Source organism: Pseudomonas sp. KCJK8993 (assembly GCF_046230915.1).
GTDB lineage: Bacteria > Pseudomonadota > Gammaproteobacteria > Pseudomonadales > Pseudomonadaceae > Aquipseudomonas > Aquipseudomonas piscis.
The window spans coordinates 22,522-42,761 of the sequence record NZ_JBJJLO010000030.1 but is presented as its reverse complement, the minus strand read 5'-3'; the positions used below and the strand labels follow the sequence as shown (position 1 = coordinate 42,761).

Genomic DNA, 20,240 nt, shown 5'->3' with positions numbered 1-20,240 from the left:
TGCCAGATTCGCTCCGTGCCCGGTTCCCGCGGCATTCATTCATCAGGTCCCGATCAGGTTTTTTGTTATCAGTCGCTGTATGGGCTGATATGTAGCGCGTGGTCGATGATCGCTGCAATCTGCAACTAAACCCCCGTGGTGCATGGCGTCCGTTTGCGCTGGCCTTATAATGGGCGCCTTTGCGCATATCAGCAGGCTGTAAGTTCTTGGCAAATATAGATAACGCGGCCGCCGAAATGGCGGCCGCAGGCTTTTCCCGGATCGCCCTGGGCGTCGAATACAAAGGCTCGCGCTACCATGGCTGGCAGCGCCAGTCGTCTGGCGTCCCCAGTGTCCAGGAAGCCCTGGAGAAGGCCCTGTCCAGGGTCGCGGACTCCCCGATAACCCTGACTTGCGCGGGGCGTACCGATGCCGGGGTACATGCCAGCGGCCAGGTGGTGCACTTCGACACCCAGGCCGTGCGCCCGATGAAAGCCTGGGTCATGGGGGCCAATATCAATTTGCCCCATGACATCAGTGTCAGTTGGGCCCGGGAGATGCCGGCGCATTTCCATGCGCGTTTCAAGGCGATCGCCCGGCGCTATCGCTACGTCATCTACAACGATCAGATCCGCCCGGCCCACCTCAATGAAGAAATCACCTGGAATCATCGTCCACTGGACACCGAGCGGATGGCCGAGGCTGCCGCCTACCTGGTGGGCACCCACGATTTCAGTGCTTTCCGGGCCGGACAATGCCAGGCGAAGTCGCCGATCAAGGAGATTCACCACCTGCAGGTCATCCGCTGCGGCAAGATGATCGTCCTGGATATTCGCGCCAGCGCGTTCCTGCATCACATGGTGCGCAATATCGCCGGGGTGTTGATGACCATTGGTGCCGGCGAGCGGCCGGTGGAGTGGGCCAGGGAGGTCCTGGAAAGCCGGGTGCGCCGAGCTGGTGGCGTTACCGCCCATCCTTTTGGGCTGTATCTGGTACAGGTCGAATACCGGGATGAGTTCCAGTTGCCTGAGCGCTACATCGGGCCGCATTTCCTCACCGGATTCCCGGAATTTGGCGGCTGACGCCCGGAAAAGCATTTGCTACCATCCGGAACTTTCCGGATTTACCCCAGGGGTTCACACGATATGTCGGCCGTTCGCAGCAAGATTTGTGGGATTACCCGCATAGAAGACGCGCTGGCGGCGGTGGCGGCGGGGGCCGATGCCATCGGCCTGGTGTTCTACGCCAAAAGCCCGCGGGCGGTGAATGTGCAGCAGGCGCGGGCGATCATCGCCGCCTTGCCGCCGTTCGTGACCACGGTCGGGCTGTTCGTCAATGCCAGTCGTTGTGAGTTGGGAGAGATCCTCGACGCCGTGCCGCTGGACCTCTTGCAGTTCCATGGCGATGAATCGGCTGCCGCCTGCGAAGGTTACCATCGCCCCTATATCAAGGCGCTACGGGTCAAGGCGGGGGATGACATCGCCGCGGCCTGCCTGGCCTATCCAGGGGCCAGTGGGATCCTCCTGGATACCTATGTCGAAGGCGTGCCTGGGGGAACCGGCGAGGCCTTCGACTGGTCCCTGGTTCCGCAGGGGCTGAGCAAGCCGATCATCCTCGCCGGCGGCCTGTCTGCCGATAACGTCGCGATGGCCATTGCCCGGGTGCGTCCTTATGCGGTGGATGTCAGCGGCGGCGTGGAGCAGAGCAAGGGCATCAAGGATCCAGCGAAAATCCAGGCGTTTATGCAGGCTGTACGTCGCAGCAGTGAGTCGATGTGACGGCTGGCAGTCTGCCGCCGTCCATAACACCACTGTACAAAACAGGCAGGCGCCGCCATGAGGCGGGGTCTTAATCGAGTGGCAGCCGCTCTATCGCGGGTTGTCGGGATGGCGCAGGAGAGGTTCGCTGCGGGCTGGTCGAGCCAAGTGCTGACCGCGGTAGCGAGTCGATCATCGCCGCATACATGAATTTGGCTCAAGGGCATGCGCGGGGCCGCGAACCACAGTGTTCGGGCCGCCGGTACTGGAGAAAGAAAGCATGAGCAACTGGTTAGTAGACAAACTGATCCCTTCGATCATGCGTTCCGAGGTGAAGAAGAGCTCGGTGCCCGAAGGTCTTTGGCACAAATGCCCGTCCTGCGAGGCCGTGCTCTATCGTCCGGAGCTGGAAAAGACCCTGGATGTTTGCCCCAAGTGCAACCACCACATGCGGATCGGCGCACGTGCCCGCATCGATATCTTCCTTGATGCCGAAGGTCGCACCGAGCTGGGTGCCGACCTGGAGCCAGTGGACCGCCTGAAATTCCGCGACGGCAAGAAGTACAAGGATCGCCTGAGCGCAGCGCAGAAGCAGACCGGCGAGAAAGATGCGCTGGTTTCCATGAGCGGTACGCTGCTGGGGATGCCAGTGGTGGTTTCGGCTTTCGAATTCTCCTTCATGGGGGGCTCCATGGGAGCCATCGTTGGCGAGCGTTTCGTGCGTGCGGCCAACTATGCCCTGGAAAATCGCTGCCCGATGGTCTGCTTCTCCGCTTCCGGTGGTGCGCGCATGCAGGAAGCGCTGATCTCCCTGATGCAGATGGCCAAGACCTCCGCGGTGCTGGCGCGCCTGCGCGAAGAAGGCCTGCCGTTCATTTCCGTGCTGACCGATCCGGTCTACGGCGGCGTCTCCGCCAGCCTGGCGATGCTGGGCGATGTAATCGTCGGTGAACCCAAGGCGCTGGTAGGTTTCGCCGGCCCACGAGTGATCGAGCAGACCGTGCGCGAGAAGCTGCCTGAAGGCTTCCAGCGCAGCGAATTCCTGCTGGAGCACGGTGCGATCGACATGATCATTTCCCGTCAGGAACTGCGTCCACGCCTGGGCAACCTGCTGGCCCAGCTGATGGGCCTGCCGACGCCGGAGTTCGTGGCCGCACCGGTCGAAGCAATTGTGGTTCCCCCGGCCCCTGCAAGCCTATGACCCGACGTACCCTGGGCGAGTGGCTCGCCTACCTCGAGCAGTTGCATCCTTCGGCCATCGACATGGGGCTGGAGCGCTCGCAGCAGGTAATGGCCCGGATGGGGCTGGGCAAGCCGGCACCCCGGGTGATAACCGTCACCGGTACCAATGGCAAGGGTTCAACCTGTGCCTTCATCGCTTCCCTGCTGCGGGCCCAGGGCCTGCAGGTCGGGGTCTACAGTTCGCCGCACCTGTTGCGCTACAACGAGCGGGTGCAGGTCGATGGCGTCGAGGCGACGGACCAGCAGTTGTGCGAGGCCTTCGCCGCGGTGGAGGCCGGGCGTGGCGAGGTCTCCCTGACCTATTTCGAAATGGGCACCCTGGCGGCATTCTGGCTGTTCCAGCGCGCGACCCTGGATGCCGTGGTGCTCGAAGTCGGCTTGGGAGGGCGCCTGGATGCGGTCAACCTGGTGGATGCCGACATCGCCCTGGTGACTAGCATCGGTGTCGATCATGTGGAGTATCTCGGCGACTCTCGCGAGTCCGTGGCCTTCGAAAAGGCCGGGATCTTCCGTCCTGGCGCCCCGGCATTGTGCGGCGACCTCGAGCCGCCGCAGCCCTTGCTGGACAAGGCGCGAGAGCTGGGTTGCCCGTTTTTCCTCCGTGGCCGGGATTTCGATCTGGGAATCACCGACACCCATTGGCAATGGCGTGGCCTGGATAACCAGGGCAAGCCGGTGGAGTTGCGCGACCTGCCGCTGCTCGACCTGCCCATGGAAAACGCGGCCCTGGCGCTGCAGGCCTATCTGCTGACCGGGTTGCCCTGGCAGCCTGAGCGGATCGCCAGCGCGTTGCAGCAGACCCGCGTGACCGGGCGCCTGGATCGTCGCCGGATCAACTGGCAGGGCAAGTCGATCAGCCTGTTGCTGGATGTCGGGCACAACCCCCATGCGGCGCAGTACCTGGCCGAGCGCCTGGCGCGCCGGCCGGTGGCTGGCCGGCGCCTGGCGGTGTTCGGCCTGCTGGCCGACAAGGACCTGGCGGGCGTGGCGGCCTGCCTGCAGGCGTCGATCCAGCACTGGGCCGTGGCTCCGCTGGACTCGCCCCGGGCACGTCCGGCCGAGGATCTGCAGGCGGCGCTGGAGAACCTTGGCGCTCCTGTGGCGTCTTACGCCAGCGTGGCGGCGGCGCTGGAGGCGCAATGCGCGCAGGCCGCCACCGATGACGAAATACTGTTGTTCGGGTCTTTTTATTGTGTTGCCGAGGCCCTTGAGTGGTTGGCCCGGCGCGCCACGGAGGAAGCTGCACATGGCTATGCTGGATAACGTCTACAAGCAGCGGATGGTCGGGGCGTTGGTGCTGGTGGCACTGGCCGTGATCTTCTTGCCGATGCTGTTCTCGCGAGAAGATGAGCAGCGCCATGTGGTGGTCGAGGCGCCTGCTGCGCCGCAGTCATCGGCGTTGCCCCAGGTCCAGGTCGAGCCGGTGGTGGTTCCGGAGCCGCAGCCATTGCCGCAAGGTTCCGTGCCTGCCGATGAGCCGGTGGTGCAGCAGGCGGCCCCTACGGCGCCGATCGCTCCCAGTGTGCCGGCGGCTCCGGCACCGGTAGTGGTCAACAAGCCAGCCCCGGCGCCCAAGCCCGCGCCAGTGCCGGCGCCAGCGCAGCCGGTGGTGAGCGCCAAGCCCGATACCAGCCAGAGCCGGGTCGATGCCAATGGCTTGTCCGTCAGCTGGTCGGTGCAACTGGCCAGCCTGTCGAGCCGGGAAAGCGCGGAAAACCTGCAAAAGACCCTGCGTAGCCAAGGCTATAACGCTTATATCCGTTCGGCCGAAGGCAAGAACCGGGTATTCGTCGGGCCGCTGATCGAGCGTGCCGAAGCGGATCGCCTGCGTGACCTGTTGGGCCGCCAGCAGAACCTCAAGGGCTTCGTGGTGCGCTTCCAGCCAGAGCGCGGTTGATTTCAAAAGCACAGTGAATCGCGGCTTACCGACAGCCAAGCGCTCTGTTAAAATGCGCCGCCTTATCCGTCTGTAGGCTGCACTGTGCCATTTACCCTGGTTGACTGGGCGATTGTTGCAATAATCGCCATTTCCGCTTTGATCAGCTTGAGCCGTGGTTTCGTCAAAGAAGCCTTGTCGTTGCTTACCTGGATCATCGCAGGAGTCGTCGCCTGGATGTTCGGTGGCTCGCTGTCCGAGTACCTCGGCGCCTATATCGAAACGCCTTCGGCTCGGGTGATTGCGGGCTGTGCAATCATGTTTGTCGCCACCTTGCTGGTGGGCGCAATGGTCAACTATCTCATCGGCGAATTGATTCGCGTCACCGGCCTGTCCGGTACCGATCGATTCCTCGGCATGGCCTTCGGCGCGGCGCGTGGCGCGTTGCTGGTGGTCGTGGCGGTCGGGCTTCTTAGCTTGGGGCCGGTTCAGCAGGATTCCTGGTGGCAGCAGTCGCGGCTGGTGCCACAATTTCTATTGGTTGCAGATTGGTCCAAGAACCTCATATTGGGGTGGAGCAGTCAGTGGCTGGCCAGCGGTATCAGCGTACCCGCTGAAATACCGTTCAAGGAGCACCTCTTACCGGCCAAAACGCCTCAGTAAGATGGGTTCAGTTCAGTTTCATTAAGTAGGGGTTGCGTCGCATGTGTGGCATCGTCGGTATCGTCGGTAAGTCGAACGTTAATCAGGCGCTGTATGACGCGCTAACCGTCCTCCAACACCGCGGCCAGGACGCGGCCGGTATCGTGACCAGTCATGATGGCCGGTTGTTCCTGCGCAAGGACAACGGCCTGGTCCGTGATGTGTTCCAGCAGCGCCACATGCAGCGCCTGGTCGGCCACATGGGCATCGGCCATGTGCGTTACCCGACCGCCGGTAGCTCCACTTCGGCCGAGGCCCAGCCGTTTTACGTCAACTCGCCTTACGGCATCACTTTGGCGCACAACGGCAACCTGACCAACGTTGAGCAGTTGGCCAAGGAGATCTACGAGTCCGACCTGCGCCACGTCAACACCAGTTCCGATTCCGAAGTGCTGCTTAACGTGTTCGCCCACGAGCTGGCCCAGCGCGGCAAGCTGCAGCCCACCGAGGAAGATGTGTTCGCCGCCGTGACCGACGTGCACAACCGTTGCGTAGGTGGTTATGCGGTGGTGGCGATGATCACCGGCTATGGCATCGTCGGTTTCCGCGATCCCCATGGCATCCGTCCGATCGTGTTCGGCCAGCGCCATACCGACGAGGGCGTGGAGTACATGATCGCTTCCGAAAGCGTGTCCCTGGATGTGCTGGGCTTCACCCTGATCCGCGACCTCGCGCCGGGCGAGGCGGTCTACATCACCGAGGAAGGCAAGCTCTACACCCGCCAGTGCGCCACCAATCCGCAGCTCACCCCGTGCATCTTCGAGCATGTGTACCTGGCCCGTCCTGACTCGATCATCGACGGCGTCTCGGTGTACAAGGCGCGCCTGCGCATGGGTGAGAAGCTGGCCGAGAAAATCCTGCGCGAGCGCCCCGAGCACGATATCGACGTGGTGATCCCGATTCCGGACACCAGCCGCACCGCGGCACTGGAGCTGGCCAACCACCTGGGTGTGAAGTTCCGCGAAGGTTTCGTGAAGAACCGCTACATCGGCCGGACCTTCATCATGCCGGGCCAGGCCGCGCGCAAGAAGTCGGTACGCCAGAAGCTCAACGCCATCGAGCTGGAATTCCGTGGCAAGAACGTGATGCTGGTGGACGACTCCATCGTGCGCGGCACCACCTGCAAGCAGATCATCCAGATGGCCCGCGAAGCCGGAGCGAAGAATGTCTACTTCTGTTCCGCTGCCCCGGCCGTGCGTTATCCGAACGTGTACGGCATCGACATGCCGAGCGCCCACGAGCTGATCGCCCATAATCGCTCCACCCAGGATGTGGCCGACCTGATCGGTGCCGATTGGCTGATCTACCAGGACCTGCCGGACCTGATCGAGGCGGTCGGTGGCGGCAAGATCAAGATCGAAAGCTTTGATTGCGCGGTGTTCGATGGCAAGTACGTGACTGGTGATGTCGACGAGGCCTATCTGAACAAGATCGAGAATGCCCGCAACGATGCCTCCAAGGCCAAGACCCAGGCGGTCAGCGCGATCATCGATCTTTACAACAACTGATCCAGAGCATTCACGAAGAGATTGGGAGTAGGCGGCATGAGTCAGGATTGGGATGCCGGTCGGCTGGATAGCGACCTTGAAGGCGTAGCGTTCGATACCCTGGCGGTGCGCGCTGGTCAGCACCGTTCGCCGGAGAGCGAGCACGGTGATCCGATGTTCTTCACCTCCAGCTATGTGTTCCGCACGGCCGCCGATGCGGCCGCGCGTTTCGCTGGCGAGGTACCGGGCAACGTCTATTCGCGCTACACCAACCCTACGGTGCGTTCTTTCGAAGAGCGCATCGCGGCACTCGAAGGGGCGGAGCAGGCGGTGGCTACTGCGACGGGCATGGCGGCGATTCTCTCGGTGGTCATGAGCCTGTGCAGTGCTGGCGACCACGTGTTGGTTTCGCGCAGCGTGTTCGGTTCCACCATCAGTCTGTTCGAGAAGTACTTCAAGCGTTTCGGTGTCGAAATCGACTACGTGCCCCTGGCGGACCTGTCTGGCTGGGACGCGGCGATCAAGAGCAATACCCGATTGCTGTTCGTCGAATCGCCCTCCAATCCACTGGCCGAGCTGGTGGATATCGCCGCGCTGGCTGAAGTGGCCCATGCCAAGGGGGCGATGCTGGTGGTGGATAACTGCTTCTGCACCCCGGCGCTGCAGCAGCCGCTCAAGCTGGGTGCGGACGTGGTGGTGCATTCGGCCACCAAGTTCATCGATGGCCAGGGCCGCTGCATGGGCGGCGTGGTCGCCGGACGCGGCGAGCAGATGAAAGAAGTGGTGGGTTTCCTGCGTACCGCGGGGCCGACCCTGAGTCCATTCAATGCCTGGGTCTTCCTCAAGGGGCTGGAGACCCTCAGCCTGCGCATGCGCGCCCATTGCGCCAATGCCCAGGCCCTGGCCGAGTGGCTGGAGCGCCAGGATGGGGTCGAGAAGGTGCATTACGCCGGGCTCGCCAGTCATCCGCAGCACGAGTTGGCCAAGCGCCAGCAACGTGGCTTCGGCGCGGTGGTGAGTTTCGAGGTCAAGGGGGGCAAGGAGGGCGCCTGGCGCTTCATCGATGCCACTCGCCTGGTCTCGATCACTGCCAACCTGGGTGACAGCAAGACCACCATTACCCATCCAAGCACCACCTCCCACGGACGCCTGGCGCCACAAGAGCGTGAGGCGGCGGGTATTCGCGACAGCCTGATCCGTATTGCGGTCGGCCTGGAAGACGTTGCCGACCTGCAAGCCGACCTGGCTCGCGGCCTGGCAGCCTTGTGATCGAGTTGTCGACGCCCCCGGGGGCGGGCAATGGTCGTGTTGCGCTGGTGACCGGCGCGGCACGGGGTATCGGCCTGGGCATCGCCGCCTGGCTGATCAGCGAAGGCTGGCAGGTGGTCCTCACCGACCTGGATCGCGAGCGCGGCTCCAAGGTGGCCAAGGTGCTGGGCGACAACGCCTGGTTCATCACCATGGATGTGGCCGATGAGGAGCAGGTGGCTGAAGGGGTCGCCGAGGTGTTGGGGCAGTTCGGGCGTCTCGATGCCCTGGTTTGCAATGCTGCCGTGGCCGATCCGCACAATATGACCCTGGAAAGCCTCGACCTGGGGCATTGGAATCGGGTGTTGGCGGTGAATCTTGGCGGGCCGATGCTGCTGGCCAAGCACTGCGCGCCCTATCTGCGGGCCCACGGCGGTGCGATCGTCAACCTTGCCTCTACCCGCGCCCGCCAATCGGAGCCGGACAGCGAAGCCTATGCTGCGAGCAAGGGGGGCTTGTTGGCCCTGACCCATGCGCTGGCGATCAGCCTCGGGCCGGAGATTCGCGTCAACGCGGTAAGCCCGGGCTGGATCGATGCTCGTGACCCGGCCGTGCGGCGCGCGGAGCCCTTGTCCGATGCCGACCATGCCCAGCATCCGGCAGGTCGGGTGGGCACCGTTGAAGATGTGGCGGCTATGGTGGCCTGGCTGCTTTCACGCAGTTCGGGATTCGTCACCGGCCAGGAGTTCGTGGTGGACGGTGGCATGTCCAAGAAGATGATTTACCAGGATTGAATTCTTTCGCGGGCAAGGAGCGGGGCGCTTGCCAATCGCTGGGGATTTTTCCCGGGGCTTGAAGCGTGTCGTTTACAGCTCTTTTGAAAAAAACTTCAATCCTGCTATTGACTTAGCTTCGATACGTGCGTAAATTTCGCGGCCTCAGCGAAGCAAAGGGTGATTAGCTCAGCCGGGAGAGCATCTGCCTTACAAGCAGAGGGTCGGCGGTTCGATCCCGTCATCACCCACCACTTCCTGAGTGCCTTTCGAAAGAAAGGCGGAAGCTTCCAAGGAAGCCTCCAACCGACGCGCAGCGGTAGTTCAGTCGGTTAGAATACCGGCCTGTCACGCCGGGGGTCGCGGGTTCGAGTCCCGTCCGCTGCGCCATATTTTCCAGATCAGGTTCGCCTGGTTTGAGATTGAAGGCCCTAGGGCCTCAGTCAGATGATTCAAGAGTTTCACCTGGATATAAATCCAAGCGATACGCAGCGGTAGTTCAGTCGGTTAGAATACCGGCCTGTCACGCCGGGGGTCGCGGGTTCGAGTCCCGTCCGCTGCGCCATATATGCTTCAAGGACCACTGAACGCCTTGATGCAGCGAAACAGCAAAGACCCCGGTCGCAAGACCGGGGTTTTTGTTTTTGCATTTGTAGCTTCTGTCGTTATGATTCGCCCACAAAAAAACCGCCTGGCTGGCGGTTTTTTTGTGGGTGATGCAAAGCCTCGTCAGAAGCCGAGTTTGTCCCGCAAGCTGTAATACCAGGCTCCCAGGGCGCTGAATGGGACGCGTAGCGCGTGTCCGCCGGGGAAGGGGTAGTGGGGTAGATTGGCGAAGGCGTCGAAGCGCTCCGCCTGGCCTCTCAAGGCCTCTGCCAGGACTTTGCCGGCCAAGTGGGTGTAGGTCACGCCATGGCCGCTGCAGCCCTGGGAGTAGTAGATGTTGTCCCCCAGGCGGCCAACTTGCGGCAGGCGCGACAGGGTCAGCAGGAAATTGCCGGTCCACGCATAGTCGATCTTCACGTCCTTGAGCTGTGGGAAGGCCTTGAGCATCTTGGGGCGGATGATCGCTTCGATATTCGCTGGGTCCCGGGCGCCATATACCACGCCACCGCCGAAGATCAGGCGCTTGTCGCTGGAGAGCCGGTAATAATCCAGCAGGTAGTTGCAATCCTCGACGCAATAGTCCTGAGGCAGCAGGCTGGCTGCCAGTTCGTCGCTCAAGGGTTCGGTGGTGATCACTTGGGTGCCGCAAGGCATGGACTTGGCTGCGAGCTCCGGAATCAGGTTGCCCAGGTAGGCATTGCCGGCGACGATGACGAACTTGGCGCGGACCTTGCCCTGGGGGGTGTGCACCACGGGATTGACTCCGCGCTCGACCCGCACTGCCGGGGATTGTTCATGGATGACACCGCCCAGGGATTCGACGGCGGCCGCTTCGCCCAATGCCAGGTTCAGCGGGTGGATGTGGCCGCCGCTCATGTCGAGCAGGCCGCCCTGGTACTGGTCGCTGGCCACGACTTCGCGGATCCGCCGCTCATCCAGCAGTTCCAGCTGAGTGTGGCCGTAACGCTCCCACAGGCGTTTCTGCGACTCCAGATGGGCCATCTGCTTGCCCGTCAGGGCTGCGAACACGCCACCGTCCTTCAAGTCGCACTGAATCTTGTACTTGGCGATGCGTTCGCGAATGATCTTGCCGCCCTCGAATGCCATTTGTCCCAGCAGTTGTGCCTGCTTGGGGGCGACGCTGCGCTCGATTACATCGATGTCGCGGCTGTAGCTGTTGACGATCTGCCCGCCGTTGCGCCCGGATGCACCGAAACCGACCCTGGCCGCCTCCAGCACGGTGACGCGAAAGCCGTTCTCCAGGAGGAAGAGGGCGCTGGACAGGCCGGTGTAACCCGCACCGATCACGCAGACGTCGGTTTCCATCTCGCCCTGCAGTTGGGAGCGTTCCGGGGCGGCGTTGGCGGAAGCGGCGTAATAGGACTGTGGGTATGGAATGTGCGCCATCCTGCGACCTCTTGTGTTTAATATATTTTACGAATGCGGCGATGCTACCTGAGTTGTAAATGGGCTGCCAGAGCAGAAGAAAAACTTATTCGCCCCCCGGAAATTAAAAAATTCGCATATTCATAGGCTTAGCTGAAAAAAAGGTGTTGACACCCCTGCGGAATTCCGTAGAATGCCGCCTCACAGCAGGCACGTAGCTCAGTTGGTTAGAGCACCACCTTGACATGGTGGGGGTCGTTGGTTCGAGTCCAATCGCGCCTACCAAACAAAATCCGCTCTGCTGGGCGGTCTGAAAAAGGGTTCACCGAAAGGTGAACCCTTTTTTCGTTATGGGGCTTTTTCACGGCCTTTGCACAACCCTTCCGTTCTTCCTGATACCCGCTGCATGTGGCATTCCAGCTCCGCTGAGCTTGCACTGGGCGTTGCCCTGACGGCGCCTCGGGTTCTTGTTCTTCGTTGCCTGGCAGTTTGTGTGCCTGGCGCAATGGCGTGTGTAGCTAGCCGGTCGATTCGGCAATGGCTGGCACACAGGTTATGTTGCGGAAATATCAAAGGTGGCGAACAAACTGCGCAAACAAAAGAGAGTTCTCAGTCACTCGGGCGATCATTTCTGCCTGTGCCTGTTTTTCGAATACAGCAAAAAATTTGATAACCCCCTGTTTTTTCTGATGAAACCATAGCGCCGCGGTTTTTCCGGTGACGCATTCTTGGAGGCTTAGCCGTTGGCCAGGCAGCGAGCGCATGGCACTTCAGGGCGGCGGTGGGCGAGGCACCGGCGTTAATTATCATCATCAGATAGCGGGGGGAGCGGGGCAGCCTTGGCCGTCGCTCAAGCCCTGCTCGATCATTGTCTGCCGATCTTGTTGATCGAGTGTTTGCGCAATCTAAGGGGCGCAGTCCAGCTGGCTGATCCAGTTGATGTCGTTCAGGTTCGCGTGCAGCAGGTTCTCTAGGCGCCTTGGCGGTCGCCGTATGGCGCCCCGGCGGGACGTCCGGGGACGCTAGATGAGTGGCTCCGGCAGTAGGCTGGAGCGCCTCTGTCGATTCATTGGGGATGAGTTGCAGCCGTATCCGGGGCGAGCCAACTTGATGTTGAAAGCGTCGAGAGATTGCCTACCGGTGCTGTCGCGCAGAGGTGAGGGGCTGCGGCCGTACTGCGGGCAACCTGCGGTTGCACGATGAGGAACTGGCCTCGCTTCCGGGGCGCGTGGTGCTGTGCGCCCCGGGGCAAGGTGTCAGTCCTGGGCGATGAAGGACGGACCGTTGAAGATGCGTACCGGATTGCCGCGTTCCACTTGGTGGTGGGCGTAGCGGCGATCCTGGCGCAGTTGCTCCTGTTCTTGCTGTTGCCGGGCTTCCAGGCGCTGCTGGATCAACAAGCGCGCCAGGCGCTTGTTGTCATGCTGGCTGCGCTCGGACTGCACTTTCACGCTGATACCGGTAGCCAGGTGCGTGGCACGCACGGCGGAATCCGTGGTGTTCACATGCTGGCCACCGGGGCCCGAGGCACGCATGGCTTCGAAGCGGATCTCGCTGTCCTGGGCGCCCTGGGGCGGACTGAACAGCTGGCCGGCGAAATACCAGTTCTTGCGCTTGTGGCCGGGTCGCGAAGGGCTCTTGCAGCTCCAGAGCAGGGTGCCGGTCCAGCGCCGGGCCAGCTCCTCGGCCTGCTCGCCGTCGAGGCGGGTCAGGACCGACTTGCAGTGGTTACCGCCATATCCGGCAACCTGCTCCACGATATCGATACGCACGCCCAGGAACTGGGCCTCGCGATGCAGCTGGCGCAAGGCCTTGCTCACGGCGATTTCACATTCCAGCGGGCCCTGGGCGGAGGAGAGTTGCAGCAACAACATCAGCAGCACCCCCGGCGCTTGTAGGTCAGTACCGGCTTGAGCCGGGCGATGATCTTCACCAGCCCGGCATCACGCAGGCTGCCCACTACGCTGTCGATGCTCTTGTAGGCTTCGGGGGCCTCCTCGTACATCAAGCCGCGGTCTTCGCAGATCACCCGGCTGCCCAGTTGGGTGCGCTTGAGCTGTTCGAAGCTGAAGCGTGCGTCCAGGCGGCCCTTGCAGTCGCTGCGCAGCCATTTGCGCCCGGCCCCGTGGGCCAGGGAATAGAGGCTGGCGGTTGCCGGGGTGGGTCGCACCAGGTAGCTGTGGTCGCCCCGGGAACCCGGGATGACCACCGGTCCTGCGTCCGAAGGCGTGGCTCCTTTGCGATGCAGCCAGCCGCTGACTCCGTCGACGTTGGCCGGCGATACCAGGTTGTGGTTGATGTCCAGCACGGCATGCCCCTTGGCCCGCAGGTTGCGAAGCAGCCGCTCGGCGATCAAGCGGCGATTGGCCTGGGCGAAGCGCAAGGCTTCATTGTGTTGTTGCAGATACTGGGCACCGGCGACGCTGTCGACGTCCAGGGGCTGATGCCCATGCTGGTCCACATGACGGCGCAGAATGGCTTCCCCCAGGCCCCGGGAACCGCTGTGCACCAGCAGGAGCAGGGCCTTGGGGTTCAGCTCCAGGGCTTGCAGGGCCTCGGTGTCGTACACCTGGTCGAGCTGTTGCAGCTCGGCGAAGTGGTTGCCGCCACCAATGGTGCCCAGGGAGTGCTCATGGCCGGTCACCGGCAGGTCCAGTTGCTCACGTTCTTCATCCCACTGCTCATCCAGCGGAAGGTCGATGTTGCCGATCTTCTTTTCCAGCTTGTCGAGGTTCGGGCGAATGCTGGAAATATCGGTTTGCCACAGCGCCATGCCGCAGCCGATGTCGTTGCCCACCAGGGCTGGGTAGATCACCTGGGTGGAGAAAAATGCCGCGCCTACCGGGTAGCCTCGGCCGGGATGCAAGTCAGGCATGCCGACGACCTGGCGCATGCCGGGCAGTTGGGCGGTGGTGTGCAGTTGCTGGAGCGCTTTGTCTTCGATCCAGGTGGTGTCGGAGGCGATCAGAGAGACGCCGTTCGACAAATGACGGATGCAAGTGTCCATGTCCAATTCCTGATTGGAAAAAATATTCAGGTAATGGCAGGACGAAGCGGGATTAAGCGAAGGCGCTAACGAATAGCGGGTGCAGCGTTTAAACCAGGCACGTCCTGCAAGGGGTGATCAGCTGTTCCATGATGAGTCTCCTTGTCAAAAGTGTGGGAAGGGGCGCGCAGGTTAATTGTTTGTCCCATGGCTGGCAATGGGCCATTTTACAAAATGGGCACCTTCGCCAATGGCCACGGTCGTAACAACCATCACCTTGTCGAATGAGGATGGTTATGCAGACCTTCGGTGAGCGCTTGAAAGAACAGCGCAAGGCGCTGGGGCTTTCCCAGCAGGAGTTCGGGGCTATCGGCGGGGTCGAGGCCAATGCCCAGGGGCGCTATGAGAGTGGTGAGCGGGTACCCAAGTCGGATTACCTGATGGCGATCGGACGTCATGGGGTAGACCTGCTCTACGTGTTGACCGGCGAGCCTTCACGCTTGCCCGAGGGCAGCCTGAGCGCCGATGAAAGCAGCATCATCCAGAACTACCGCCATCTCGGCGATGACGACCAGGAGGCCATCGCGCAATTGGCGTCGTCCCTGGCCGAATGCTGAACCTTTGCGCGGTTTTTTCTCGTCCCTGGACGGCTTTTTTCCAGCGTCTGAGCGATACTCTCGCGTTTTCACGGACCAGGAGGCAGCATGCGGGTTTTGACGGCGGTAACGGTGGCGGCTCTGTTGGCCGGCTGCGCGAGCTCCAACATGGATGATGCGCGGGCCAAAGCCCCCGCCAAGACTTTGACCTCGGCCAAGGCCGACCAATTGGTGGCGCAGTGCGTGCAGTTCGCCTGGCAGGATGAAGCGGTATTCGGTGTCGACGCCGCAGCCTATCTGGAGTCGGGCAAGGGCGGTGGCTATACGGTGTATAGCCGGTCCGCCGAGTCCTTCGTGGATATCAAGGCCGAGGCGGCGGCGACCACCGTCCGCTTCTACACCGCCGAAGACAACTTCGTCTCCAAGCGTCGGCTGGCGGCTTTGGCCACCTGCCTGTAGTTTCCCCTGGCGCAAGCCTTCAGCGCGTTTCCCGCAAACCCGGCCCTGGCCGGGTTTTGTCGTTTCTGGAACTTTGATTTTTCGCTCTTAGTTTCAAGTTCTTCTCTGGAATAAACCGGGAAAAGCCATTTTTGCTCCAGAAAAGCGTGTAATACATTGACTCTTCAAATTGTCAGCGCAAATAAGGAGGCCCAAGGTTTAATGGGCTTTGCGCTGTTTTTTGCAAATTGGTCGAAGTGGTTACTTGTCGAGGGCATGAAAAAAGTCGGAAAAAGTGCGCTAAGTTAAAGGTGCTCGCCAAGAGCGGGTTTTAATTAATCAATGGAGTGAAAGAAATGAATAAGCCACAAACTCAACTTAAACATGGTCGTGTCGTATCTCCTTCCAGCCGCGGTGCGGTTGCGGTGGACCTGGGGCTCTTGGGCACCTGGCAGGTCAACGAAATGGAAGGCGGGAAGAACTTGCCGGCCTTGGGCGCCGGACCGTTCCCGGCCCCTTACGGCAGCGACGAGCCCAGTGTCGCGCCGCCTGCGGATGGCCATATCCTCAGCGGTGGCAAGACCGATGCGCGTGATTGCGTCAACTTCACCGACGAAGAAATGTCGAAGAAACTCAATCGTCCATTCAGCTGGCCGCTGGTGAACGTGGAGCCAGGGCAAGTATTCCGGGTGCAGTGGGTTTACAGTGCTCCACACGTCACTCGTGGTTATAGCTGGTTCATCACCAAAGATGGCTGGGATCCGAAACAACGGATCAGCCGTGCGCAACTTGAGCCCAAGGCTTTTTACCAGGATTTCTATACTCAAGTTCCGTATCACGCCCATGGCCCGGAATTGAAAGCCAAGACCGAACATGAAGTCGTTTTGCCCAAGAACAAGAAGGGGCACCATGTTGTAGTTCTGGCCTGGATTGTTGCCAATACAGGTAACGCTTTCTATCAGGCCTTCGATCTGGACTTCAAATAAGTTGCAGTAGAAGAAGCTCTTTAATAGTTCTGAAGGAATAGAACATGGATAAAATCGACTTTTCCTTGATCAAGAGCCTGGCCGCCGATGCCGCATCGCTGATGCCCAGCCTCGCCGGCAAGAAGATCCTCATGGGCTTCTGGCACAACTGGGCCGCTGGCGCCGCCGATGGTTACCAGCGCGGGCAGTTCGCCAACCTGAGCCTGCTGGATGTACCCAAGGAGTACAACGTGGTGGCGGTAGCCTTCATGAAAGGCAACGGCATTCCCACCTTCAAGCCCTACAACCTGTCTGACGCCGAGTTCCGGCGTCAGGTGGGCATACTCAACAGCCAGGGGCGGGCGGTGTTGATCTCCCTGGGTGGCGCCGATGCGCATATCGAGCTGCACAAGGGCAACGAACAGCCCTTGGCCAACGAGATCATCCGCCTGGTCGAAACCTATGGCTTCGATGGCCTGGACATCGACCTGGAGCAGAGCGCCATCGACTTCGCCGATAACAAGAGCGTGCTGCCAGCGGCATTGAAACTGGTGAAGGATCATTACGCCGGCCAGGGCAAGCACTTCATCATCAGCATGGCGCCGGAGTTCCCGTACCTGACCAGCAGTGGCAAGTACCTGCCGTACTTGCAGGCGCTGGAGGGCTACTACGACTTCATCGCCCCGCAGTACTACAACCAGGGCGGTGACGGCCTCTGGGTGGCGGAGGCCAACGGTGGTCGTGGGGCCTGGCTTGCCCAGAGCAACGACCAGGTGAAGGAGGACTTCCTGTTCTACCTCACCGACAGCCTTGCTACCGGCACCCGTGGCTTCACCCGCATCCCGGCGGACAAGCTGGCGATCGGCCTGCCGAGCAACGTCGATGCCGCGGCTACCGGGTATGTCATCGATCCGGCGGCATTGACCAATGCCTTCAAGCGCCTGCAGAAGGCTGGTCATGCCATCAAGGGGCTGATGACCTGGTCGGTGAACTGGGATGCCGGCATCAACCGGCAGGGAGCGCACTACAACTGGGAGTTCTGCAATCGTTACGCGCCGCTGATCCATGGCGATGGCGGTGAGCCGGAGCGCCCACCGGCACCCGGCAACCTGGCGGTATCGGGCCGTAGCCGCAACAGCATCGGCCTGGAGTGGAGCGTGGTCGGCGGCGAACGTCCGGTGGAGTTCTACACCCTGTATCGCGACGGTCGGTCAGTGGCCAAGACGCCTGCTCCAGGGGTCGAGGACCAGGGCCTGCAACCCGATACCGAGTACAGCTACTTCGTCACTGCCACCGACATCCGGGGGCAGGAGTCGTTGCCCAGCCGCAGCGTGACCGCCAGGACCGCCGGTGGCGAGGTGGACCCGGGCTTCCCGCAGTGGCGCGTCGGCCAGCACTACCGCAAGGACGACGGCGTGAGCCATGAGGGCAATCGTTACCTGTGCCTTCAAGAGCACACCTCCAACCCGGCGTGGACGCCTTCGGTGGCTTTCACCTTGTGGCGCAAGGTATTGCTGGAGCGCCATGCTTGAGCATGGCGGGTCATTGCAGGAGCGGATGGCCAGGCGACCCAGGTGCGGATCTTCCGATCCGTGCCTGGGTCGTTTTTTGCCTTGCGCATTTCCCTGCAGCGGCGGATGCCGCGCCCATGAACCATTCACTGAGCTGCCCGGATGTTTCGATCAATCGGATGGAGGTGAGCGCAAAGCTGATGCAGTGGATGTTGGCGATTGTGCACCCGCTGGCGTTTGCCGGCGGTGCAGGCCCGTGCCGCAGCCTTTGTGCGCCTGGTCCGTGGCGAGTCCAGCTACCGGTCGGTGTTGCTGGTCGACAATGCCTGGAGGCTGATCGCCCTGGTGTTGCTGCTGGTCGCGGCCAGTGGCAGGGCGCGAGGAGTGGGGCTGGCGCAGCTGCAGGCTGGAACTTTGTAATCAATGGTAAGCGCTACTGCATTGGCCTGGGCTTGGGAGTAGTCTCGCGACTCGATCAATGAGCGATGGATGCCGCGATGTCCCCAGGGTTTCAGATGAACAAGCTGGTCCCGGAACTGCTGGTCACGAACCTGGACCGCAGCCTGGAATTTTATTGCACCACCCTGGGCTTCAGGGTCGAGTACCAGCGACCTGAGTCCGGCTTCGCCTTTCTTGATTTCAACGGTGCCCAGCTGATGTTGGAAGAGGACGACCAGGAGTCGTCGCCGTGGCGTGTCGAGCCCTTGGAAGTACCTTTCGGACGCGGGATGAACCTGTCGATCGAGTGCCCGGACATTCGTACCTTGGCGCAGGCCCTGGCACACGCTGGCATCATGTTGCGCCGGGATATCCAGGAGTGCTGGTGCTCGACCCGGATGGCTACCTGCTGCGTTTCACCCAGGCGCTGGGTTTCAGGCCGGCCTAGTCCGGGTCTGGGGCGACGCCTGCAGAGCGGGGCGTCGCGTATCGGGAGTCAGGGATGGAGTGTGAGTCGGGGAGGAGAGTCGTCAGTGATGAAGGGGGGGCTGGTGCCTGGGAATCTGTGGTGCTTGCCGCCCTGTCGGGGCATGCAGCGGGGTTGCGGGAAAAAGCTCAAGGCGAACAAGGTATACGCCGCGCCAATCGTAGCGCGCGGGCCGAAAACTGATGCTCATGGGGCTCAAGGGGTTTCGCGTTTGTCCGGTGCGGTGAGGCCCGCCTGGATCCGTTGGTAGATTTCTTCACGGTGGACCGCGACGTCTTTTGGCGCATTGATGCCGATACGGACTTGTTGGCCGCTGACGCCGAGGATGGTGATCGTAATGTCGTCACCGATGTTGATGCTTTCACCGACTTTGCGGGTGAGTATCAGCATGGTCTTCTCCTTGATAGCTTGGTAGGGCACCAGATTGAAACAGTGCAGAGGTCGGTCTTAGGTATAGATTAGTGCGAAGTTCCACTAAGTGGGTGCCTCTTTCTGACGCGCAGAGGATCTATAAATTCCCAAGGCGCAACTATACAGATGCAATAAATATCATTCTTCCTGTTTCGGCTCGATTTTGTGACGAGGTCTCTCGAGCCTTGGGTGGTAAAATCGCCGAGTCAGATTTTCTAGGGGTAGGTTGTGCGCACGATAGCGATGATGTTAGCCGCATTGGCAGTGGTGGGCTTGGCCGGTTGTGGCGAAGGCAAGCGAGTCGAGGTGAGCAAGAATGCCGCGGGAGCGGCGCAGGATCAGCCGGCGGTGATCGCCACTTCTGCACAATGGGATGTGCTGGTGGGCAGCGAGTTGCCCCAGGCGGTGAGCGACCTCACCGGCTGGTTGATCGAGCACGGGATCATGTCCAACGTGGTGACGGTGGACGGCAAGCAGCGAGTGCTGGTCGGGCCTTTTGCATCCCGGGCCGAAGCCGAGGCGAAGAAGGCCGAAGTGGTCGAGAAGCTGGTCAAGGCGAAGAAGCGCGATATCGATGTCACGGTGATCGAGCACCAGAGCGCGCAGTAGGCCAGGATTTCCTTCCTGGAGTATCGCCCGCGTCCTGCGGGCGATTGCAGGTCAACCGCAAACCTTGAGGTTGACCGTCCCGACGAATTCGTTACCGCGTCCCATCACGCACGCCACGCTCTGGTTGCGTTGGCGCTCCCAGTCCTGCACCGGATAGGTCTTGTTCCAGGCTTCGAAAAGTTGCCGGTCCTGCTTTGACAGGCGCAAGCCGTATTGCTTGCTCATGTAGAAGTAGGTGCGGGCGATCATGCCGCGGATCGATGGCCTGGGCATGACCTTCTTGGCCTTGAAATCCACCTGGGTCAGGCAGGAGCCATATTGACCCGGTTGTTCGGGGAGCCAGCCGAAGCTGAAGTTGCTGCGGTCGCCATTCACTTCGCCGATGCTCGGTACCAGGTTGTGCAGGTCGGCCTCGGCACGTTGATAAGTCGTATCGTTGCGCGAGCAGTTCTTGCGGCCGCCTTGTTGCCAGCACTGGCGTTGGTGGCCGATTTGCCAGGCCGGCACTATGTGTTCCCATTCGATGCGCTCGGCGCGCTTGGCATTCTTGCGGGGTACATAGCCGCAGGCGGCCAGGTTCACCCGATTGCCCTTGTACTTGCAGCCGCAATAGAACTCGGTGGACTGTGGGGCATAGAGTTTCCAGGCAACCTTCTTGGCTTCACTGAAAGTGCGAGGGGCATCGGCCTGGGCGCTGAAGCAAAGGAACAACAGCAGTACAGCGAAGCAACGAACGATCATCA

At 61.4% G+C, this 20,240-nt stretch carries 21 protein-coding genes, 4 tRNA genes and 1 pseudogene; 20 read left to right on the top strand and 6 right to left on the bottom strand.

Annotated features, from left to right (window positions below; translation table 11 throughout):
- Window positions 1–236 precede the first annotated feature (236 nt).
- The 12 genes from truA (at window position 237) to ACK6AU_RS12465 (ending at window position 9,629) form a co-directional block, all read left to right on the top strand.
- Complete coding sequence (truA, locus tag ACK6AU_RS12520; protein WP_185701726.1) at window positions 237–1,061, top strand: tRNA pseudouridine(38-40) synthase TruA; 825 nt, start codon at window positions 237–239, stop codon at window positions 1,059–1,061.
- Between the two features lie 63 nt (window positions 1,062–1,124).
- Window positions 1,125–1,757, top strand: coding sequence for a phosphoribosylanthranilate isomerase (locus ACK6AU_RS12515; RefSeq protein WP_409299491.1), 633 nt, complete (start codon window positions 1,125–1,127; stop codon window positions 1,755–1,757).
- Between the two features lie 259 nt (window positions 1,758–2,016).
- Complete coding sequence (accD, locus tag ACK6AU_RS12510; protein WP_185701697.1) at window positions 2,017–2,937, top strand: acetyl-CoA carboxylase, carboxyltransferase subunit beta; 921 nt, start codon at window positions 2,017–2,019, stop codon at window positions 2,935–2,937.
- Entirely contained in the window at window positions 2,934–4,241 is a 1,308-nt protein-coding gene (gene folC / locus ACK6AU_RS12505) for a bifunctional tetrahydrofolate synthase/dihydrofolate synthase (protein WP_409299490.1), read from the top strand. Before accD ends, folC begins: the two co-directional genes overlap by 4 nt.
- A complete protein-coding gene (locus ACK6AU_RS12500) occupies window positions 4,225–4,875 on the top strand; it encodes an SPOR domain-containing protein (protein WP_409299489.1) in 651 nt (216 codons plus the stop codon). The genes folC and ACK6AU_RS12500 overlap by 17 nt, the downstream gene beginning before the upstream one ends.
- Window positions 4,876–4,959: 84 nt before the next feature.
- Window positions 4,960–5,517 (top strand): CvpA family protein, encoded by a 558-nt coding sequence (locus tag ACK6AU_RS12495; protein WP_185701700.1) that lies wholly within the window; start codon window positions 4,960–4,962, stop codon window positions 5,515–5,517.
- Between the two features lie 41 nt (window positions 5,518–5,558).
- Entirely contained in the window at window positions 5,559–7,064 is a 1,506-nt protein-coding gene (gene purF / locus ACK6AU_RS12490) for an amidophosphoribosyltransferase (protein WP_031321374.1), read from the top strand.
- Window positions 7,065–7,100: 36 nt separating this feature from the next.
- Window positions 7,101–8,312, top strand: coding sequence for an O-succinylhomoserine sulfhydrylase (locus tag ACK6AU_RS12485; RefSeq protein WP_185701701.1), 1,212 nt, complete (start codon window positions 7,101–7,103; stop codon window positions 8,310–8,312).
- Window positions 8,313–8,317: 5 nt separating this feature from the next.
- Window positions 8,318–9,085 (top strand): SDR family oxidoreductase, encoded by a 768-nt coding sequence (locus tag ACK6AU_RS12480; RefSeq protein ID WP_409299501.1) that lies wholly within the window; start codon window positions 8,318–8,320, stop codon window positions 9,083–9,085.
- 157 nt (window positions 9,086–9,242) lie between these two features.
- Window positions 9,243–9,318 (top strand) — tRNA-Val (locus tag ACK6AU_RS12475).
- 59 nt (window positions 9,319–9,377) lie between these two features.
- Window positions 9,378–9,454: transfer RNA gene (locus ACK6AU_RS12470), tRNA-Asp, on the top strand.
- Between the two features lie 98 nt (window positions 9,455–9,552).
- Window positions 9,553–9,629 (top strand) — tRNA-Asp (locus ACK6AU_RS12465).
- Window positions 9,630–9,793: 164 nt separating this feature from the next.
- On the opposite strand, the gene ACK6AU_RS12460 is transcribed toward ACK6AU_RS12465, so the two are convergent.
- A complete protein-coding gene (locus ACK6AU_RS12460) occupies window positions 9,794–11,077 on the bottom strand; it encodes an NAD(P)/FAD-dependent oxidoreductase (protein WP_409299488.1) in 1,284 nt (427 codons plus the stop codon).
- Window positions 11,078–11,264: 187 nt separating this feature from the next.
- On the opposite strand from ACK6AU_RS12460, the gene ACK6AU_RS12455 reads away from it, so the two are divergent.
- Window positions 11,265–11,341 (top strand) — tRNA-Val (locus tag ACK6AU_RS12455).
- A gap of 284 nt (window positions 11,342–11,625) precedes the next feature.
- Here the strand turns inward: ACK6AU_RS12455 and ACK6AU_RS12450 are convergent.
- The 3 genes from ACK6AU_RS12450 to ACK6AU_RS12440 all read right to left on the bottom strand — a co-directional run bounded on the left by ACK6AU_RS12450 (window position 11,626) and on the right by ACK6AU_RS12440 (window position 14,063).
- The gene (locus ACK6AU_RS12450) at window positions 11,626–11,820 is read right to left on the bottom strand and encodes a hypothetical protein (protein WP_409299487.1); all 195 of its coding nucleotides are present in this window, start codon (window positions 11,818–11,820) and stop codon (window positions 11,626–11,628) included.
- Window positions 11,821–12,312: 492 nt separating this feature from the next.
- Window positions 12,313–12,930, bottom strand: a complete 618-nt coding sequence (prfH, locus tag ACK6AU_RS12445; protein ID WP_185701703.1) for a peptide chain release factor H — start codon at window positions 12,928–12,930, stop codon at window positions 12,313–12,315.
- Window positions 12,930–14,063 carry an RNA ligase RtcB family protein gene (locus ACK6AU_RS12440; RefSeq protein ID WP_409299486.1) on the bottom strand — a complete coding sequence of 378 codons (1,134 nt, stop codon included), beginning with the start codon at window positions 14,061–14,063 and terminating at the stop codon, window positions 12,930–12,932. The genes prfH and ACK6AU_RS12440 overlap by 1 nt, the downstream gene beginning before the upstream one ends.
- 275 nt (window positions 14,064–14,338) lie before the next feature.
- On the opposite strand from ACK6AU_RS12440, the gene ACK6AU_RS12435 reads away from it, so the two are divergent.
- From ACK6AU_RS12435 to ACK6AU_RS12410, 6 genes and pseudogenes are all read left to right on the top strand, one after another.
- A complete protein-coding gene (locus tag ACK6AU_RS12435) occupies window positions 14,339–14,659 on the top strand; it encodes a helix-turn-helix domain-containing protein (RefSeq protein WP_053138141.1) in 321 nt (106 codons plus the stop codon).
- An 87-nt stretch (window positions 14,660–14,746) separates the two neighbouring features.
- A complete protein-coding gene (locus ACK6AU_RS12430; RefSeq protein WP_409299485.1) occupies window positions 14,747–15,097 on the top strand; it encodes a hypothetical protein in 351 nt (116 codons plus the stop codon).
- A gap of 335 nt (window positions 15,098–15,432) precedes the next feature.
- Window positions 15,433–16,062, top strand: coding sequence for a lytic polysaccharide monooxygenase auxiliary activity family 9 protein (locus ACK6AU_RS12425; protein ID WP_031321399.1), 630 nt, complete (start codon window positions 15,433–15,435; stop codon window positions 16,060–16,062).
- 44 nt (window positions 16,063–16,106) lie between these two features.
- Window positions 16,107–17,573, top strand: a complete 1,467-nt coding sequence (locus tag ACK6AU_RS12420) for a carbohydrate-binding protein (protein WP_185701706.1) — start codon at window positions 16,107–16,109, stop codon at window positions 17,571–17,573.
- A 198-nt stretch (window positions 17,574–17,771) separates the two neighbouring features.
- Entirely contained in the window at window positions 17,772–17,972 is a 201-nt protein-coding gene (locus ACK6AU_RS12415) for a hypothetical protein (RefSeq protein WP_409299484.1), read from the top strand.
- A 77-nt stretch (window positions 17,973–18,049) separates the two neighbouring features.
- Window positions 18,050–18,438, top strand: a pseudogene (locus ACK6AU_RS12410) (VOC family protein).
- Window positions 18,439–18,672: 234 nt separating this feature from the next.
- Here ACK6AU_RS12410 and csrA read toward each other — a convergent pair.
- On the bottom strand, window positions 18,673–18,867 hold the full coding sequence (gene csrA / locus ACK6AU_RS12405) for a carbon storage regulator CsrA (protein WP_007920550.1): 195 nt from the start codon (window positions 18,865–18,867) through the stop codon (window positions 18,673–18,675).
- A gap of 267 nt (window positions 18,868–19,134) precedes the next feature.
- Here csrA and ACK6AU_RS12400 point away from each other — a divergent pair, with 267 nt between their 5' ends.
- Window positions 19,135–19,497 carry an SPOR domain-containing protein gene (locus tag ACK6AU_RS12400; RefSeq protein ID WP_409299483.1) on the top strand — a complete coding sequence of 121 codons (363 nt, stop codon included), beginning with the start codon at window positions 19,135–19,137 and terminating at the stop codon, window positions 19,495–19,497.
- Between the two features lie 51 nt (window positions 19,498–19,548).
- Here the strand turns inward: ACK6AU_RS12400 and ACK6AU_RS12395 are convergent, their stop codons facing one another.
- Window positions 19,549–20,238 carry an endonuclease gene (locus ACK6AU_RS12395; RefSeq protein ID WP_185701710.1) on the bottom strand — a complete coding sequence of 230 codons (690 nt, stop codon included), beginning with the start codon at window positions 20,236–20,238 and terminating at the stop codon, window positions 19,549–19,551.
- Window positions 20,239–20,240 lie beyond the last annotated feature (2 nt).

Coding starts and splice junctions, on each gene's coding strand:
- accD (WP_185701697.1), top strand. CDS start 2,017: ATGAGCAACTGGTTAGTAGACAAACTGATCCCTTCGATCATGCGTTCC.
- ACK6AU_RS12395 (WP_185701710.1), bottom strand. CDS start 20,238: ATGATCGTTCGTTGCTTCGCTGTACTGCTGTTGTTCCTTTGCTTCAGC.
- prfH (WP_185701703.1), bottom strand. CDS start 12,930: ATGTTGTTGCTGCAACTCTCCTCCGCCCAGGGCCCGCTGGAATGTGAA.
- ACK6AU_RS12460 (WP_409299488.1), bottom strand. CDS start 11,077: ATGGCGCACATTCCATACCCACAGTCCTATTACGCCGCTTCCGCCAAC.
- ACK6AU_RS12425 (WP_031321399.1), top strand. CDS start 15,433: ATGAATAAGCCACAAACTCAACTTAAACATGGTCGTGTCGTATCTCCT.
- ACK6AU_RS12485 (WP_185701701.1), top strand. CDS start 7,101: ATGAGTCAGGATTGGGATGCCGGTCGGCTGGATAGCGACCTTGAAGGC.
- csrA (WP_007920550.1), bottom strand. CDS start 18,867: ATGCTGATACTCACCCGCAAAGTCGGTGAAAGCATCAACATCGGTGAC.
- folC (WP_409299490.1), top strand. CDS start 2,934: ATGACCCGACGTACCCTGGGCGAGTGGCTCGCCTACCTCGAGCAGTTG.
- ACK6AU_RS12420 (WP_185701706.1), top strand. CDS start 16,107: ATGGATAAAATCGACTTTTCCTTGATCAAGAGCCTGGCCGCCGATGCC.
- ACK6AU_RS12500 (WP_409299489.1), top strand. CDS start 4,225: ATGGCTATGCTGGATAACGTCTACAAGCAGCGGATGGTCGGGGCGTTG.
- ACK6AU_RS12515 (WP_409299491.1), top strand. CDS start 1,125: ATGTCGGCCGTTCGCAGCAAGATTTGTGGGATTACCCGCATAGAAGAC.
- ACK6AU_RS12435 (WP_053138141.1), top strand. CDS start 14,339: ATGCAGACCTTCGGTGAGCGCTTGAAAGAACAGCGCAAGGCGCTGGGG.
- purF (WP_031321374.1), top strand. CDS start 5,559: ATGTGTGGCATCGTCGGTATCGTCGGTAAGTCGAACGTTAATCAGGCG.
- ACK6AU_RS12450 (WP_409299487.1), bottom strand. CDS start 11,820: ATGCGCTCGCTGCCTGGCCAACGGCTAAGCCTCCAAGAATGCGTCACC.
- ACK6AU_RS12440 (WP_409299486.1), bottom strand. CDS start 14,063: ATGGACACTTGCATCCGTCATTTGTCGAACGGCGTCTCTCTGATCGCC.
- ACK6AU_RS12430 (WP_409299485.1), top strand. CDS start 14,747: ATGCGGGTTTTGACGGCGGTAACGGTGGCGGCTCTGTTGGCCGGCTGC.
- ACK6AU_RS12400 (WP_409299483.1), top strand. CDS start 19,135: ATGTTAGCCGCATTGGCAGTGGTGGGCTTGGCCGGTTGTGGCGAAGGC.
- truA (WP_185701726.1), top strand. CDS start 237: ATGGCGGCCGCAGGCTTTTCCCGGATCGCCCTGGGCGTCGAATACAAA.